Origin of the sequence: Nocardia sp. NPDC050697, from assembly GCF_040654395.1 — a bacterium.
Taxonomy (GTDB): Bacteria; Actinomycetota; Actinomycetes; order Mycobacteriales; family Mycobacteriaceae; genus Nocardia.
This window is the reverse complement of record NZ_JBFAHY010000001.1, coordinates 1,296,877-1,311,966: the sequence shown is the minus strand read 5'-3', so window position 1 is coordinate 1,311,966 and position 15,090 is coordinate 1,296,877. Positions and strand designations below refer to the sequence as shown.

Sequence of the window (15,090 nt, the reverse complement as noted above, 5' to 3'; positions counted from 1 at the left end):
TTCATGAGCACGGAAACCGAGGAGAAGGCCGCGGCGGCCCCGGCGGCGCGCACGGTATCGCTCCGGCTCTCCACCGCGCTCACCGCGCTCGCGGTGGCCGCGCTGCTGGTGGCGACCGTGACCCTGGCCGTCCTCTACGCGGGCGCCCGCGGCACCATCGCCGACACCGAGGCGCGCGCCGCCGACGAGCAGCACGCCGAGCGGGTCGCCGCCGACTACGCGCTCGGCGCCTCCACCATCGATTACCGCGATGTGCGGGCGTGGTTCACCCGGCTGAAGGCCGGCACCGCGCCCGCGCTCGCCGCCAAGTTCGACGCCACCGCCCCGCAGCTCGAGCAGATCCTGCTGCCGCTGCAGTGGAGCTCGACCGCCACCCCGCTCTCGGCGGACGTCGTCTCCGAATCCGGCGGCGTCTACCAGGTCAACGCCTACCTGACCGTGAACTCCACCAGCGTGCAGAACCCGGACGGCGCCGCCACCACCGTCACCTACTCGCTCACCATCGACCGGAACTCCGGCTGGCAGATCACCGAGGTCGGTGGGTTGCAGAACGCCATCCCCGCGGAAGGAACCCGATGAAGATCGTGCTCGATACCGACCAGTGCGAGGCCAATGGCATCTGCGTCGGGGTCGCCCCCGAGGTCTTCGACCTCGACGACGACGATGTCCTGCACATCCGCGAGGCCGAGGTCGGCGCGGCCGACCGGGCCGCGATCGAGGAGGCGGTGGCCCAGTGCCCCAAGGCCGCGCTGCGACTGGAATGAATACTGTAAGGTCGACAATATGAGAACGGGTGGTACCGGGCGCACGGGCGCCCCGCGCTCGCGCCCCCGGCCGGTCGCGCACCCCGTCCTCGTCAGCACCGTCACCCGTGACGTCCTCGACCACTTCGGCAAGTGCCCGCGCTGCGGGTACCCGGCGCAGGAATCGGAGACCGTGCGCACGTTCCAGCGCGGCTTCACCGAGCGGATCCGCTTCCGCACCTGCGGATTGCCGTGCGGCTGGACCGAGACGGAGTCCGACGGTATCCGGAGCCAGTGGAGGTAGTGTTGTCCGACGAATTGCTGACCGAGCGGCGCGGTCGCGCCCTGCTGATCACCATCAACCGCCCCGATGCCCGCAATGCCATCAACCTCGCGGTGGCGCAGGGGCTCGCCGACGCCATGGACGAGCTGGACGACACCCCCGAGCTCTCGGTCGCGGTGCTCACCGGCAGCGGCGGCAACTTCAGCGCCGGGATGGATCTGAAGGCCTTCGCGGCGGGGGAGTTCCCCTACATTCCCGGGCGCGGGCTCGGCTTCACCGAGAAGCCGCCGGTCAAGCCGCTCATCGCCGCGGTCGAGGGGTTCGCGCTCGCCGGTGGCACCGAGCTGGTGCTGGCGACCGACCTGATCGTGGCCGCGCGCACCGCGACCTTCGGGATCCCCGAGGTCAAGCGCGGCCTGGTGGCCGGTGGCGGCGGGCTGCTGCGGTTGCAGCACCGGATTCCGTACCAGAAGGCGCTCGAACTCGCCCTCACCGGTGATTCCTTCACCGCCGAGGAGGGCGCGGGCTTCGGCTTCGTCAATGCGCTCACCGAGCCCGGCGAGGCGCTCGCCGGTGCGCTCGCGCTCGCCGAGCGGATCACCGCCAACGGCCCGATCGCGGTGGCGGTGACCAAGCGGGTCATGGTCGAGTCCGCGGAGTGGAGCGCGGCCGATCGGTGGCAGAAGCAGATGGAGCTCATCGGTCCGGTCTTCGGCACCAACGACGCCGCCGAGGGCGCGAAGGCGTTCGCGGAGAAGCGGGCCCCGGAGTGGACCGGGACGTAGTCGGGGCGATCCGCTCCCGCCCGCCGCGCGGGAATCCGGCCGGCTCCGCGCTGTCCACGGTGTCCGGTGTGCTCGGTGCCGAGGGCGGTCGGCCGGGTACCGCCAATACCTGGCTTCAGGACTGCTTGCGCAGCAGCGTGGTGATCTCGGCGCCGACGCTCCTGGTGAGCCTGGTCTCGCAGGGGACGCCGAGTTCCTGCGCGAGCCGCTTGCCGTACAGATCGACGACCGATTCGGCCAGCTCCGCGAAGGCGGCACCGGCGATCCGTGCGCGCCGCCATGCCGTGGCCGCGGTGACGGCGCCGATGAGCGCGGCCGGCCACCAGACGGTGCCGATGACCAGGTATCCGACGGCCCACGCCAGGAGCCTGGTCGCGGCGGCGAGCCCGGTCCGCGCCGCGGTGAGCTCGCCGCGGGCGTCTTCGGGTTGCAGAAGCCAGAGCCGAGGCCACGCGGTGGCGAGGTCGAGCCGATAGGTCTCCCAGACCCGGGTGTCGACGGCGGCGATGCGGTCACCCAGCCAGAACGGGTGGACCGGGGGAACGAGACCGATCCGGTTGCGGCGGGCATTGAGCGCACGGGCCCGATCGGCGGCCGCTTTCGCGTCCGGAGTGTCCTCGGCCCGCGCCGCCGCCAGCAGCGCCTGGGTGAACCGCGCATCGGCGGCATTCCACCGGCGCCGACGACGCGCGGCGAGCCATCGCGGCCGGGTCGCGAGCCACACCTGTTCGATGGCGGTCCCCAGTGCCGTGGCGGCCAGCCCCAGGCCCGCCGAGACGGCCGCGAGTCCCGCGACGACGAAGATCAGGGTGCCTGCTGTCCGCAGCGTCGGCTCCGCCGCCAGCCGATCGAGCCGGTCGAGCAGCGCGTCGATGTCGTGCCAGCGCCGGTGCCCGAGCGTCACCCCGGCCGCCGCGGCGGTCATCAGCAGCAGGCTCGGCACCAGCAGCAGGGCGAGCCAGCGCTCCGCGAGCTTGCTGCCGAGTCCTTCGAGGAACTTCGTCATGACCGCAGCTGTGCGACGACCATGGGCCGTCGATGAACCAGGCACGGCGTCGGCTCCGAGCCAGGCACCTCAACTCTGGTGCAGGTACCGGCCGGGCACCGGAGAACCTCGAGTACGCGGTGCCCGTCGTTGGTGCCGAGCAGCCGCTCGTACGAACGGACGGGGCTCAACCCCGCCGCGTGCCCCGCGCGCAGCAGCATCTCCTCCAGCCGGTCGAGGCGGTCGGTGAGGTCGTCGAGCCCAGCGCCGTCCCGCAATCGGCTGGTGATCGACTCGACCAGCGCCCTCGCCTCCGGTGCTGTCCGGACCGCGTCGGAGTCGTCGGCCATGCGCTGGCACAGCACAGCCAGTTGATCAGCGCTCATCGCACCGAGAATACTTGTCGGAGTGACCAATCCGACGCCTTTCGACAGCGGGATCGAGCGGAACCGGCAGCGGGCGGCCGAGGGCTCCGTGAACGCGATGAACGATCTGGCGATCGGGCTGCGTGATCGGTTCCGGTACTCGGGCGAGGTGGCGGATCTGCTGGCAGGGATCGCGTGCCTGCGGCGGGCGATCGGGTACGTGCCGGATCACCCGATCAGGCACGAGCTGTCGGTCAATCTGTCCGCGCTGCTGCTCGACCACTTCCACCTCGTCGGCGACCTGGCCGCACTGCGTGAGGTCGTGGCCAGGTGCGATGCGGTGATACCCCGGCTGGGCGAGGAGGGACGGCTCGTGGCGGCGATGATGCGGGCCGACAGCCTGATCCGGCTGGCGGAGCACACCCGTGATCTCGCACACCTCACGGATGCCATCGGCTCGGCATCCCGATTGCCGCGCACCCCGGGGGTGGAGTGGATCCTCGGCACCGCTCTGCGCGTGCGGTACGAATTCACCGGCGACCACGCGGCCCTCGTCGACGCCGCCGCGGCACTGCGGAGGGGCGTCGCGGCCATACCGGTCGATGATCCGGACCACGCCGGCGTGCTCAGCGAGCTGGGTAACGTGCTGCAACTCTCCGCGGAGCACACGGGTGACGAGCCCGTTCGGGAGTCCGGAATCCGGTACCTGCGAGCAGCCGTCGATTCGACGCCGAGCACGTCTCCGCTGCTGCCGTCGCGGACGATGGACCTCTCCGCCGCACTGCTGGACCGGGGCAGGCGGACCGGTGATGTCGCGGCGCTGACGGAGGCCGTCGTCCTGGCGCGTGCGGCGCTGGCGGCGAGCGCGCCGGGAACCCGCTGGGCGGGCAGCTGCCGCGCGAATCTTCTGCTCACGCTGGAGTGTCTCTTCGAGCGGACGGGTGATGCCGGCTTGCTCGACGAGGCCATCGAGATCGGCGGGTCGGCGCCTGCCGGTGACCCCGCCCAGGTCACGCTTGCACTGCTGCTCGGCAACGCGCACCACGCGCGATTCCTGCGCGCCGGAGCGGAGACCGATCTGCGGCGGGCGATCACCGCACTCTCCGACGTGGTCGAGACGGTGCCGTACGGGGAGGTCGACCATGTGGTGGCGCTGGCGAACCTCGGTCGCATCTGGCTGTCCGACTACGGAATCGGCCATGACCCCGAGTCGCTGCGGCGCTCGGTGGCGGCACTCGGCACCGCTGTCCGCGCGAGCGCTCCCGAGACGTCGCTGCGCGCGGGGGTCTTGTTCGACTACGGGAACGCCCTGGTCGCCGAGTTCGGCCACCGTGGCGATCCGGCGACCCTGGCGGCGGCGGGACACGCCTTCCTGGCCGCGGCGGAGATCGAGGCGTGGCCGCCGCTGGCGCGCATCACGGCCGCCCGTGCGTGGGCGAATACCGAGGCAGGGGCCGACCGATGGCCACGGGCGCGGGACGCCTTCGCCTTCGCGGTCGGCCTGCTGCCGCTGGCGGTGTCCCGCGGCCTCGTCCGCGCCGATCAGCAGCGCACGCTGGCGCAACTCGACGGTCTCGCCGCCGACGCGGCCGCGGTCGCCCTGTGGGCGGATGACCCGGAGACCGCCGTGCGATTGCTGGAACTCGGCCGCGGCCAGCTCGGCGGGCAGCTGCTGCAGAGCCGCAGCGACCTGTCCCGGCTGCACGCCGTCGCGCCGGAACTCGCGCGGCGACTGTCCGGGATATTCGACCGGCTTCCGCCTTCGCGGCCGCTCGCCGGCGCGGCAGCGGATGAACGCCATCACCTGGACATCGAATTGCGGCAGGTGCTCGCCGAGGTGCGCGCGCTCCCGGGAATGGCGGATTTCCTCGCCCCACCGGAACTGGGCGCTCTGCTCGCCTGCACCGTGGACGGGCCGGTGGTGCTGATCAATGTCAGTGGGTTCCGCAGTGACGCGCTGATCGTGCGCCCCGCTGGTATCACGACGGTGGAACTCCCGCGGGTGACTCCGGAGGCGGTCGCGGATCGGGTGACCGCGTTCGACGCGGCGCTGGCCGCCTCCGCCCGGCCCGGCCCTGAGGAGACCGGTGCGCAGACCGTCATCACGGAGATTCTCGGATGGCTGTGGGATGCCGTCGCCGAACCGGTGCTCGAACGGCTTGGCCACACGGCGGCGCCACCGGGCGACTGGCCGCGCGTGTGGTGGTCACCGATCGGGCGGCTGGCCCTGCTCCCCATCCACGCGGCCGGTCGCTTCCCGGACGGAGCCGCCGTCCTCGATCGGGTCGTTTCGTCCTACACGCCGACCTTGCGTGCGTTGCAGTACGCGAAGTCACGCGCCACGAACGCGGAGGGCGATCTGGCGATCGTCGCGATCGGTGCGGTGCCCGGCGGCACGACACTGGGGAGCGTGCGCAGGGAGGCGGCCGATATCGCGGCGCTGACACCGGCCACCACACTGCGGGACGCCGCAGCGACCGTCGACGCCGTCCGCGCCGCCCTGGGCACCCACGCATCGGTGCACTTCGCCTGTCACGCGGCGAGCGATCCTGACGATCCCTCGGCAGGCCACCTGGTGGTGCACGACGGGCGGCTCTCGGTTCTCGACATCTCCGCGCTCGACCTGTCCGGCGCGCGACTCGCCGTGCTCTCGGCGTGCGAGACGTCCCGTGGCACACAGCGTATTCCCGATGAGGGGCTGCACCTCGTCTCGGCGTTCCAGCTCGCCGGCTTCCCGCAGGTGATCGGTACGCTGTGGCAGGTCAACGACCTCGTCGCCCGGCAGGTCGCGGTGGAGCTGCACCGGGGTATCGCCGCGGGCGAGGACGCCGCGACGGCACTGCACCACGCGGTGCGCGGCTGCCGCGAGCGATACGCCGCGGCCCCCGCGCTATGGGCCGCGCATCTGCACTCGGGCCGGTGAGCCGAAAGCCGAGCGTCGCCGAGTCGGGTTGCGCAACAATGGGATATGCCTTTCCGGGGGAGAAAGTCGAAGACGACCCATCAGGTCGCGGGAGAATTCGGCAGTGCCGAGATCAACGTCGTCGAGCAGCGGGGCAAGCCGACGTCGATCGATATCACCGTGTCGTTGTCCGCCGTGGTCGCCGGCGGCCTCGACTTCCAGCACAAGCGCACCGAGCTCGGCCTGCAACACCCCGAAACCCTGCACGCACTGCACCGCTACGCGCACGCGCTCGGCGACCTGCCCGAAAAGCGGGGCGATGCCATCGAACTGCTGGAATGGCTGGTCGACGCCGGGGCGGTCGACCTGGAGAACAAGCTCCTGGCCCTGAACGACCTGACCCGGCTCCTGCAGGACAGCGGCAGCCTCAGCCGCGCCGAGCAGCGACTGCGGGAGGCACTGTCCGGCTGGGAGCGGCTCTGCGGTCAGGATGATCCCGAAACTCTGGGGACCGCGACGAATCTGGCGGTCGTCCTGCTCGGCCTCGACCGCGGGGTGGAGGCGGAGGGCTTGATGCGCGACACCGTCGCCCGCTGCACCCGGACGCTCGGCGCCACCCACCCGGACACGCTCCGCAGCAGGCATACCCTGGCTGGAGCGCTGCGTGGGTCACCGGCTCGGCTGGCCGAGGCCGAGCGGATGTACCGGGCGCTCCTGACCGATATCGACGACATCACCGACCCGGTCGCTTTCGTGACCAGAAGCAATCTCGCCGCGGTGCTCATGCACCGGGGTAAGAGCCAGGAAGCGCTGTCGCTGTACCGTGACTCGATCGATGCGCGGTCGCGGCAGCAGGGCGACGACCACCCGGACACCTGGGCCGCCCGGCAGAACCTCGCTGTGGTGCAGGCGGAACTCGGTCACGTCATCGCGGCCGAAACCCAGCTCACCGAGGTGCTGGCGGCCTATCGGCGGATACACGGGCCGCGGCATGCCGACACTCTCGGCGCCCAGGTGAACCTCGCGATCACGAAGGCCAACCGGGGTCGTGGCGCCGAGGCGATACCGCTGCTGCGCGATGCGATCGAAGGGTACCGAAGCACCCACGGCCCCGGCCATCCGCTCGTCCGCGAACTGCTCGGCATTCTCGCCGCACTGGGTGGTTGACCGGGGTTGCGCGCGGCAGCTCGCGCGTAGCCGGGTACCGCCGGCACCCGGCCACGCCCAGCGCAGGCTCTCCGCCATGGACAACGCACAGGGATTGCCGGCTCAGCGACCGCGCCTCCTCCATCGCCGGAGCCGTGCGCCCGGTCGACGACGGGTAGCGCGCGGGGTTGTGACGGCGCGCCGCCGGGTTACTGCGGCGGCCGGAAGCCGCCGATGCGGGGCTAGAGCAGCTCGGCCAGCCGCTCGCCGGAATGCTGGCGACCGACCTCGACACGCCGTGCGGGGAACCGTGCGACACGGTGCCCCGAGCATTGTTCGCCGCTTCCGCCACCACGCCGCCGCACCTCGGCAACCGGACCGCTACGGTGGGCGAACGACCCACCGCACCGAAGGAGACCCGCCCGTGGAACCCCGTCACCCGTTCGACGCCGCCACCGCACTCGAGGCGGCCGGTGCGGGGGAGTTCCGCGGCCACACCGCGCCCGGGTACAGCAATATGGTCGGCCCCTTCGGCGGCATCACCGCCGCGACGCTGCTGCGCGCGGTGCTCGAGGATCCGCGCCGCCTCGGCGAGCCGGTCTCGATCACCGTCAACTTCGCGGGCCCGATCGCCGAGGGCCCCTTCACGGTGCGCACCCGCCCGGCGCGGACCAACCGCAGCACCCAGCACTGGTTTCTCGAACTCGTCCAGGACGACGCCGTGACCACCACGGCGACGGCGGTCACCGCGGTCCGCCGCCCGACCTGGTCCGACTCCGAGATCGCGCCGCCGCCGGCGCCGCCGTTCGAGGAAGCCGCACCGTTCCTGCCGCCCGAGTTCCCGGTCTGGATGAGCAACTACGAGCAGCACTTCGTCGAGGGCGCGGGCCCGCTCGCCTCCGGCACCGGCCCGCAGCCGGACTCCGTCACCACCGTCTGGGTGCGCGACACCCCGCCCCGCCCGCTGGACCGCACCGCCCTGACCGCGCTCTGCGACGTCTTCATCCCGCGCGCCATGGTGCGCACCGGCCGCCTGGTCCCCGCGGGCACCGTCTCGCTCACCGTGTACTTCCACGCCGACACCGAGCTGCTGACCACCGTGGCCGACCGGCCGGTGCTCGGCACCGCCCGCGCCCAGCACTTCGGCGCCGGCTTCTTCGACCAGACCGCCACCGTCTGGAGCCCGGACGGCGCCGTGCTGGCCACCAGCCACCAGCTGGTCTATTTCAAGGACTGAGCGCGCCGTGCCAGACTGGCCGTGTCGAATGGAGAACACGATATGGCGCTTCTGGAAACCAGCCTCTCGGTGGGACGGCTGCTCGCCCGCGCCGCCGGCACGCACGGCGACCACACCTACGTCGCCTCGCCGACCGGCCGCCTGACCTACACCGAGGCGCGCGACCGCTCCGGGCTCGCCGCACGACGGCTGCTGCGCAAAGGCGTCGGCAAGGGCACCAGGGTGGGCCTGCTGTTCCCGAACGACATCGACTGGATCGTCTGGTGGCTGGCGGTCTCCCGCATCGGCGCCGTCGCCGTCCCGCTGAGCACCCTCTACCCGCCGGCCGAGCTCGGCAGGGTGATCCGGCTCGCCGATATCGGCGTGCTCATCGCCCTGCCGGAGATCCTCGGCGCCCCGACCGCCGACCGGCTCGAAGCGGCACTCCCCGGGCTCGCCACCGCGGAAGCGCGAACACTGTCCCTGCCCACCGCCCCCTACCTGCGCGGCATCGTCATGCCCGGCGAAACCCGACACCCCTGGGCAAGCCCGGACGACGAGACCGACGTCCCCGAGGAGCTCCTCACCGCCGTCGAAAACGAGGTCACCGCAGCCGATCTCGCCATCATGATCCACACCTCCGGCTCCACCGCCGACCCCAAGGGCGTCCTGCACACCCACGGCACCCTGGTCCGCCAGACCTCGGGCTGGCCCACCGCCATCCGCGGCCTCTGCGGCGGCTCGGCCGCGCCCCGCGTCTTCTCCTCCATGCCGTTCTTCTGGATCGGCGGCGTCCTCGCCGCCACCGGCGCGCTGCACGAACCGGTCACCCTGCTGATCATGCCGCGTCCGGAGCCCGGCGCCGCGCTCGACCTGATCGAGCGCGAGCGCGGCGAGGGCATCGTCGGGTGGCCCGCCTTCACCCGCCGCCTCCGCGAGCACCCGACCTTCCCCGGCCGCGACCTGAGCGCCGCGCCCCTGCTGCGCGACGGCCCGCTCGATATCGCGCTCTACAACGTGCCCGGCGAGTTCCCGGTGCACCGCAGCCTCTCCGAGACCGCGGGCAGCTTCCTGCACACCGACATCCGCATCGTGGACGAGGCGGGCCACCCCGTCCCCGAGGGCAGCACCGGCGAACTGCACATCCGCGGTATCGGCGTCATGGCCGGCTACAACAGGCGGGAGCGGCACGACGTCTTCGACCCGGACGGCTGGTACCACACCGGCGACCGCGTCTACCGGCTCCCCGGCGACCCGCGGCTGTTCTACGTGGGCCGCACCAGCGAGCTGATCAAGGTGGCCGGGGCCAATGTCTCGCCGCGCGAGGTCGAGGCGGTGGTGGAGGGGTTCGACGGGGTGCAGCAGTGCCTCGTCGTCGGCCTGGACGATGCCGATCGGGGCGAACAGGTCTGCGCCGTCGTCGTGCCCCACACCGTCGATATCGACGCCGTCGCCGCCCACACCCGCCGCGAACTCTCCGCCTACAAGGTCCCGGCCCGCTGGATCCGCACCACCGGCGACCGGGTCCCCACCCTGCCCAGCGGCAAACTCGACCGCCGCGCACTCCGTGCCCGCATCGCGGACGGCACGCTCGGCTGAGCCCGCACCGGCCCGCCGCGAGCGGCCGTAGCCTGGAACCCATTGCCGGAGGGCACTTCTGACCGCCGCTCTGAGCTGGATGTTTGCCTCCTGCACTTGCGGAGTCGGGGCGAATCGGGACATCGTTGTTACGAACGACAACCATTTGCACCTGAACCGCGGTGTGACGGTGGAGCGCGAAGGGGGTGCCGTGGACGCGGATCTGGTCCTCAGACCACGGGTGGACGGTTTGCTGACCGAGGTGCTCGCCGCCCCGGAACGCCTCGCCGAGCTGGTCGAGGCGCTCGGCTCGCCGCTGAACCTGGTCCTCCCGCAGCGGCTGGCCGAGAACGCCGCCACCTTCGCCGCGGTGTACGAGCGGCACCGGCTCAGCGGCACGGTGTATTTCGCGCACAAGGCGAACCGGTCGAGCGCGCTGGTCCGCGAACTCGCGGCGACCGGCTGCGGCATCGATGTCGCCTCGCTGGGCGAGCTGCGGCACGCGCTGGCGGCCGGGTTCTCCGGCGATCGCATCATGGCCACCGGCCCGAAGGACCCCGAGTTCCTGTGGCTCGCGGCCAGGGCCGGTGCGGTGGTGAACGCGGATTCGACGCAGGAGCTGACCGCGCTGGCGGGGCTCGTCGCCCGCTTCGGCCTGGACCCGGTGCGGGTGATGATCCGGCTCGGCGGCTTCGATTCCCCCGGCGTGCCGATCCTGAGCAGGCCGAGCCGCTTCGGCGTGCACGCCCGCGAGCTGCCCGCGGTGCTCGACGTGCTCGCGGCGCACCGGAGCGAGCTGCGGCTGCTCGGCACCGCCTTCCACCTGGACACCACCGGCATCGAGGAGAAGGCGCTCGCGCTGGAGGGCTGCCTGCTGGCGATGAGCGCCGCCCTCGCCCGCGGTTTCGCCCCGACCGCCATCGACATCGGCGGCGGCTTCGGCGTGAACTACCTGGCCGCCCGGCAGGACTGGGAGCGCTACACCACCGAGCTCGGCCGCGCGGTGCTCGGCCACCGTCCACCCCTGACCTGGCAGAACCACGGCTACGGGCTGCGCGCGGAGGGCACCACCCTGCGCGGCGGGCTCGGCCTCTACCCGGCGCACCGCAGGCTCGCCGGCGCCGGCTACCTCGCCGAGCTGCTCGCATACGAATCCGCCGCGCTGGGCAGGCCGCTGGCCACGCTGCTGCTGGAGAACCTCTACGACCTGCACATCGAGCCCGGCCGCGCGCTCACCGACCAGTGCGGGCTCACCCTGGCCGCGGTCGCCGAGGTCCGCACCCTGCACACCGGCGACACCCTGGTCCGGCTCGCCGCCAACTCCCGCGACATCAGCACCGAAGACCATGCCGTGCTGATGGATCCGCTGCTGCTGCCGCGGCGCCGCGAACCGGGCGCACCGGCGACGGTCTACCTCGGCGGCAACCTGTGCCTGGAGGACGACTTCCTCACCCGCCGCGCGGTCGTGCTGCCCCAGCTGCCCGCGCCGGGCGACCTGCTCGCCTTCGTGAACACGGCGGGCTACTTCATGGATTTCGCCGCCGGCCCCGCGCTGATGCAGCCGCAGGCCCGCACGGTGGCGGTGTACGCCGCGGCGGGCGGCTGGGGCTGGTGCCTGGATGAGCAGTATTGGCCGGGGAAAGGTGACCGATCGTGAAGTTCGAGAGCATTCTCGATGTCGTCGGCGATACGCCGCTGGTGCGGATCGCGCCGGAGGTGCACGGGCTGACCGCCGTCGACCTCTACGCCAAGCTGGAGATGCTCAATCCCTTCGGCTCGGTGAAGGACCGGCCCGCCTGGAACATGGTGCGCGACGAGCTGCCCGCCGCCGTCGAGCGCGGGGCCGCGGTGGTGGAGCTCTCCAGCGGCAATACCGCCAAGGCGCTGGCGGTGATCGCGGCCATGCACGGGCTGCCGTTCAAGAGCGTCACCAATCGGATGCGGGTGCCGGAGATCAAGGATCTGTTGCTGTTGCTCGGCGCGCAGATCGAGGAGCTGCCCGGCCGCACCGAGTGCCTCGACCCCACCGACACCGAGGATCCGCTGACCCGCATGTACCGCTCGCTCTCCGCGGACGGCGCCGGCTACCTGCACACCGACCAGTACTTCAACCCGCGCAACCGGGACGCGCACCGGGTCGGCACCGCGCCGGAGATCATCAAGGACCTGGACGGCCACGGCCCCGACATCTTCATCGCCTGCGTCGGCACCGCGGGCTCCTCGAGCGGGGTGGCCGGGATGCTGCGCGAGGCGAACCCGGCGGTCTCGGTGCTCGGGCTGGTCGCGGCGAAGAGCGATTTCATCCCGGGCATTCGCAATATCGACGAGGTCAACGAGGTCGGGCTCTTCGACCCCGCGCACTACGACCGCATCGACGCGGTCACCGCCGAGGAGGCGATCGAGGGCATGCTGGTACTGAACCGGCGCTGCGGCATCCTCGGCGGCCCCACCTCCGGCGCCGCCTACGCCGGCGCGCTGCGCCACCTGGCCGCGCTGGACGGCACGCTCACCGAACGCCGCACCGCCGTTTTCATCGTGTGCGATCGGGTCGAGAGCTATATGAGCTACCTCCGCAAACGCCGCCCCGACCTGTTCAACCAGCCGGAGCGCGCCGACTCGGTGGGCACCGTCACCGATGCCGAGCTCGCCGCCGTCCCGCAGCTCGACGTCGCCGCCGCCAGGAGCTGGATCGAGGCGGAGCGCCCGCTCGTGGTCGACCTGCGCGGCTCCTTCGCCTACACCGCGCGCCACATCCCGGACTCGATCAATATCGTCGACGAGCTCTTCGGCGAGCTCACCCGCGGCGGGCTGCCCTTCGGCGCCACCCGCCCGGTGCTCCTGGTCTGTCCCATCGGCGAGCAATCGGCCCGCTACGCCGCCCTGCTCGCCAGGATGGGCCACCGCGACGCCCGCAGCCTGCGCGGCGGCGTCGTGGCCTGGCGGGACGCGGGCGCACCGCTGGTCAGGGACTGATCGGCGTGTCCGAGACCCTGACCCGGCTCGCGGACTGGCAGCGCGACCTGCGCGCCCAGTTCCCCATCATCGCGGGCAACCCCGGCCTCGCCTACCTGGACAGCGCCGCGACCACCCAGAAGCCCGCCGCGGTGCTCGACGCCGTCACCGCCTACCTGACCACCGGCAATGCCAATGCCGCGCGCGGCGCCTACCCGTGGGGGACGGCGACCACCGCTCGCATCGAGGCGGCCAGGGACCGGGTCCGAAAAGCGCTCGGTGACAGCGGGACCGAGTCCAGCGTCGAGTTCGTCGACGGCACCAGCGGCGGGCTGCGCGCGGTGGCGGGGGACTGGCTGGCCGGGCAGCTGCGCGACGGCGACGAGATCATCGTCCCCTTCGGCGACCACGAGGCCAACCTGCGGCCCTGGCTCGATCTGCGGGAGCGGCTGGAGCGCGGCGGTATTCGCATCCGGGTGCTCGCGCTGCCGGTCGACCCGGCCTCCGGCGACTACGACCACCGCGCGCTGCCCGGGATCGTCGGCCCGCGCACCCGGTTCGTCGCGGCCACCTACGTGCACCATGTGTTCGGCGCCGATATGAACCTGCACCGGGTGCGCGCGGCGGTCGGCCCGGAGGTGCCGATCTGCGTGGATGCCGCGCAGGCCGTCGGGCACCGGCCGGTCTCGGTCGCCGAGATCGGCGCCGACTTCGTGGTGTTCTCCGGGCACAAGATGCTCGCGCTGCCCGGGATCGGCGCGGTGTGGGCGCGCAATCGGCTCGGGCCGCGGTTCGAGCTCGGCGGCTGGCACGGCACCCCGAACACGGCGGGAATCGTGAGTCTCGCGGCCGCGTTCGACTGGCTCGATGCCGCCGGGCTGCCCGAGATCCTGGCCTGGACAACGGCGCTCGGCGCCCGGCTCACCGACGGGCTGCGTCGTTTCCCCGATATCGAGGTGCTCGGCTGCCAGGACAGCCTGGCCGCCGGCTCGCCGGTGCAGCGCCGGGAGGGCATCGTGACCTTCCGGCACGCCCGCGTCCGCTCCGACGACCTCGGCTTCGTGCTCGCCGACGAGGGGATCATGGTGCGCGCCGACAGCCACTGCCAGGCCGGGCGGGACTCCCGCGACCACGCGGTGCGGGTGAGCGTGCACGTCTACAACACGCCGGAGGAGATCGACCGGGTGCTCGAGGTGGTCCGGCGCTGCGGAGAGATGCCGAGCTGATCAGCGCTCCGGCTTGCGGCCGCGGTACCCGGTGCGCGCGGTGAGCAGGGTGAGGTCGGCGCGGTGGCCGAGCCAGGCCGGTGCCCCCGGGTCGAGCAGTTCGGCCCAGGCGGCGGCGTCGTCGGCGGTGAGGAAGGGCCCGGCCCGGCGCACCCGGGCGGCCAGCTCGGCCAGCACCACCGCGCGCACCCCTTGGCTCAGCGGCGCCGGGATGTCGACCAGCGCGGTGCAGGCGGTGACCTCGGAAAGACCCGCGGCGGTGAGGATCTCGGCCCAGCCGCGCGCGGGCCGCCGCGCGCCCGGCCTGCCGAAGAACCACTGGGTGAAGTGCCGGTCGTGCGCCTCGTCGAGCCGCACCTCCAGCCCGGGGCGGCCGATGCCGATGTCCCAGGGCAGGCAGCGGGCCGGCAGCCCGCCCTCGGCCAGGCACAGCACGCCGCCGGGGCGCAGCGGGCCGAGCAGCGCGCGGGCGGCGGCGTCCCAGTCGCGGGCGTGGTGCACGCACCACGACGACCACACCGCGTCGGCGCGCTCGGGGAGCGGCGGGATCCCGTCCTCGATGTCGTGGCGGATCGGGCGGATCCGGCCGGCCACCCCGGCCTCCTCGGCGGCCGCCAGCGTCGCCTCGAGCATGGCGTGATCGAGGTCGACGGCGTAGACGCGCCCGTGCTCGCCGACGGCCTGCGCCAGCGCGACCGTCGCGGACCCGGCGCCCGGGCCGATATCGACCACCACATCGCCGGCGCGCACCCCGAGCGGCTCCAGCAGCTGCCGGGTCGCATCGAGGTAGACCGCCTCGGCCGCCGCCGGATCGTCGGTCGAGGTGCCGGTGCCCGGCTTGCCGGTCCGCTGCTGCTGGCTGGTCGTCACGGCGGTGATATTACTGAATATGATTTTCAGTGTGTTGGC

General features: G+C 72.4%; 14 protein-coding genes. 11 read left to right on the top strand and 3 right to left on the bottom strand.

Going from position 1 to position 15,090, the window contains the following annotated elements:
• Nucleotides 1–3 precede the first annotated feature (3 nt).
• From AB0H71_RS06570 to AB0H71_RS06555, 4 genes are read left to right on the top strand one after another with little or no spacing between them, the layout of a single operon-like run.
• On the top strand, nt 4–579 hold the full coding sequence (locus tag AB0H71_RS06570) for a hypothetical protein (RefSeq protein WP_357015538.1): 576 nt from the start codon (nt 4–6) through the stop codon (nt 577–579).
• Nucleotides 576–764 carry a ferredoxin gene (locus AB0H71_RS06565; protein WP_357015535.1) on the top strand — a complete coding sequence of 63 codons (189 nt, stop codon included), beginning with the start codon at nt 576–578 and terminating at the stop codon, nt 762–764. Before AB0H71_RS06570 ends, AB0H71_RS06565 begins: the two co-directional genes overlap by 4 nt.
• A gap of 19 nt (nt 765–783) precedes the next feature.
• Nucleotides 784–1,047, top strand: a complete 264-nt coding sequence (locus AB0H71_RS06560; RefSeq protein WP_357015533.1) for a hypothetical protein — start codon at nt 784–786, stop codon at nt 1,045–1,047.
• 2 nt (nt 1,048–1,049) lie between these two features.
• Nucleotides 1,050–1,811 (top strand): crotonase/enoyl-CoA hydratase family protein, encoded by a 762-nt coding sequence (locus tag AB0H71_RS06555; RefSeq protein WP_357015530.1) that lies wholly within the window; start codon nt 1,050–1,052, stop codon nt 1,809–1,811.
• A gap of 115 nt (nt 1,812–1,926) precedes the next feature.
• Here AB0H71_RS06555 and AB0H71_RS06550 read toward each other — a convergent pair whose 3' ends face one another.
• Both AB0H71_RS06550 and AB0H71_RS06545 read right to left on the bottom strand, forming a co-directional pair.
• A complete protein-coding gene (locus AB0H71_RS06550; RefSeq protein WP_357015527.1) occupies nt 1,927–2,817 on the bottom strand; it encodes a hypothetical protein in 891 nt (296 codons plus the stop codon).
• Nucleotides 2,814–3,182 carry a hypothetical protein gene (locus AB0H71_RS06545; RefSeq protein ID WP_357015524.1) on the bottom strand — a complete coding sequence of 123 codons (369 nt, stop codon included), beginning with the start codon at nt 3,180–3,182 and terminating at the stop codon, nt 2,814–2,816. The genes AB0H71_RS06550 and AB0H71_RS06545 overlap by 4 nt, the downstream gene beginning before the upstream one ends.
• Nucleotides 3,183–3,204: 22 nt before the next feature.
• On the opposite strand from AB0H71_RS06545, the gene AB0H71_RS06540 reads away from it, so the two are divergent.
• The 7 genes from AB0H71_RS06540 to AB0H71_RS06510 all read left to right on the top strand — a co-directional run bounded on the left by AB0H71_RS06540 (nt 3,205) and on the right by AB0H71_RS06510 (nt 14,181).
• Nucleotides 3,205–6,084: a CHAT domain-containing protein gene (locus AB0H71_RS06540; protein WP_357015521.1), complete on the top strand. Its 2,880-nt coding sequence runs from the start codon at nt 3,205–3,207 to the stop codon at nt 6,082–6,084.
• A 45-nt stretch (nt 6,085–6,129) separates the two neighbouring features.
• A complete protein-coding gene (locus tag AB0H71_RS06535) occupies nt 6,130–7,230 on the top strand; it encodes a tetratricopeptide repeat-containing protein (protein ID WP_357015518.1) in 1,101 nt (366 codons plus the stop codon).
• Between the two features lie 403 nt (nt 7,231–7,633).
• On the top strand, nt 7,634–8,446 hold the full coding sequence (locus AB0H71_RS06530) for a thioesterase family protein (protein WP_357015516.1): 813 nt from the start codon (nt 7,634–7,636) through the stop codon (nt 8,444–8,446).
• Between the two features lie 42 nt (nt 8,447–8,488).
• Nucleotides 8,489–10,024, top strand: a complete 1,536-nt coding sequence (locus AB0H71_RS06525) for a class I adenylate-forming enzyme family protein (RefSeq protein ID WP_357015513.1) — start codon at nt 8,489–8,491, stop codon at nt 10,022–10,024.
• Nucleotides 10,025–10,214: 190 nt separating this feature from the next.
• Entirely contained in the window at nt 10,215–11,660 is a 1,446-nt protein-coding gene (locus tag AB0H71_RS06520; protein WP_357015511.1) for a Y4yA family PLP-dependent enzyme, read from the top strand.
• Nucleotides 11,657–12,976, top strand: coding sequence for a pyridoxal-phosphate dependent enzyme (locus AB0H71_RS06515; protein ID WP_357015509.1), 1,320 nt, complete (start codon nt 11,657–11,659; stop codon nt 12,974–12,976). The genes AB0H71_RS06520 and AB0H71_RS06515 overlap by 4 nt, the downstream gene beginning before the upstream one ends.
• A gap of 5 nt (nt 12,977–12,981) precedes the next feature.
• Entirely contained in the window at nt 12,982–14,181 is a 1,200-nt protein-coding gene (locus AB0H71_RS06510; protein ID WP_357015506.1) for an aminotransferase class V-fold PLP-dependent enzyme, read from the top strand.
• Here the strand turns inward: AB0H71_RS06510 and AB0H71_RS06505 are convergent, their stop codons facing one another.
• Nucleotides 14,182–15,051 (bottom strand): methyltransferase domain-containing protein, encoded by an 870-nt coding sequence (locus AB0H71_RS06505; RefSeq protein ID WP_357015503.1) that lies wholly within the window; start codon nt 15,049–15,051, stop codon nt 14,182–14,184.
• Nucleotides 15,052–15,090 lie beyond the last annotated feature (39 nt).

Coding starts and splice junctions, on each gene's coding strand:
- AB0H71_RS06570 (WP_357015538.1), top strand. CDS start 4: ATGAGCACGGAAACCGAGGAGAAGGCCGCGGCGGCCCCGGCGGCGCGC.
- AB0H71_RS06545 (WP_357015524.1), bottom strand. CDS start 3,182: ATGAGCGCTGATCAACTGGCTGTGCTGTGCCAGCGCATGGCCGACGAC.
- AB0H71_RS06550 (WP_357015527.1), bottom strand. CDS start 2,817: ATGACGAAGTTCCTCGAAGGACTCGGCAGCAAGCTCGCGGAGCGCTGG.
- AB0H71_RS06535 (WP_357015518.1), top strand. CDS start 6,130: ATGCCTTTCCGGGGGAGAAAGTCGAAGACGACCCATCAGGTCGCGGGA.
- AB0H71_RS06525 (WP_357015513.1), top strand. CDS start 8,489: ATGGCGCTTCTGGAAACCAGCCTCTCGGTGGGACGGCTGCTCGCCCGC.
- AB0H71_RS06565 (WP_357015535.1), top strand. CDS start 576: ATGAAGATCGTGCTCGATACCGACCAGTGCGAGGCCAATGGCATCTGC.
- AB0H71_RS06560 (WP_357015533.1), top strand. CDS start 784: ATGAGAACGGGTGGTACCGGGCGCACGGGCGCCCCGCGCTCGCGCCCC.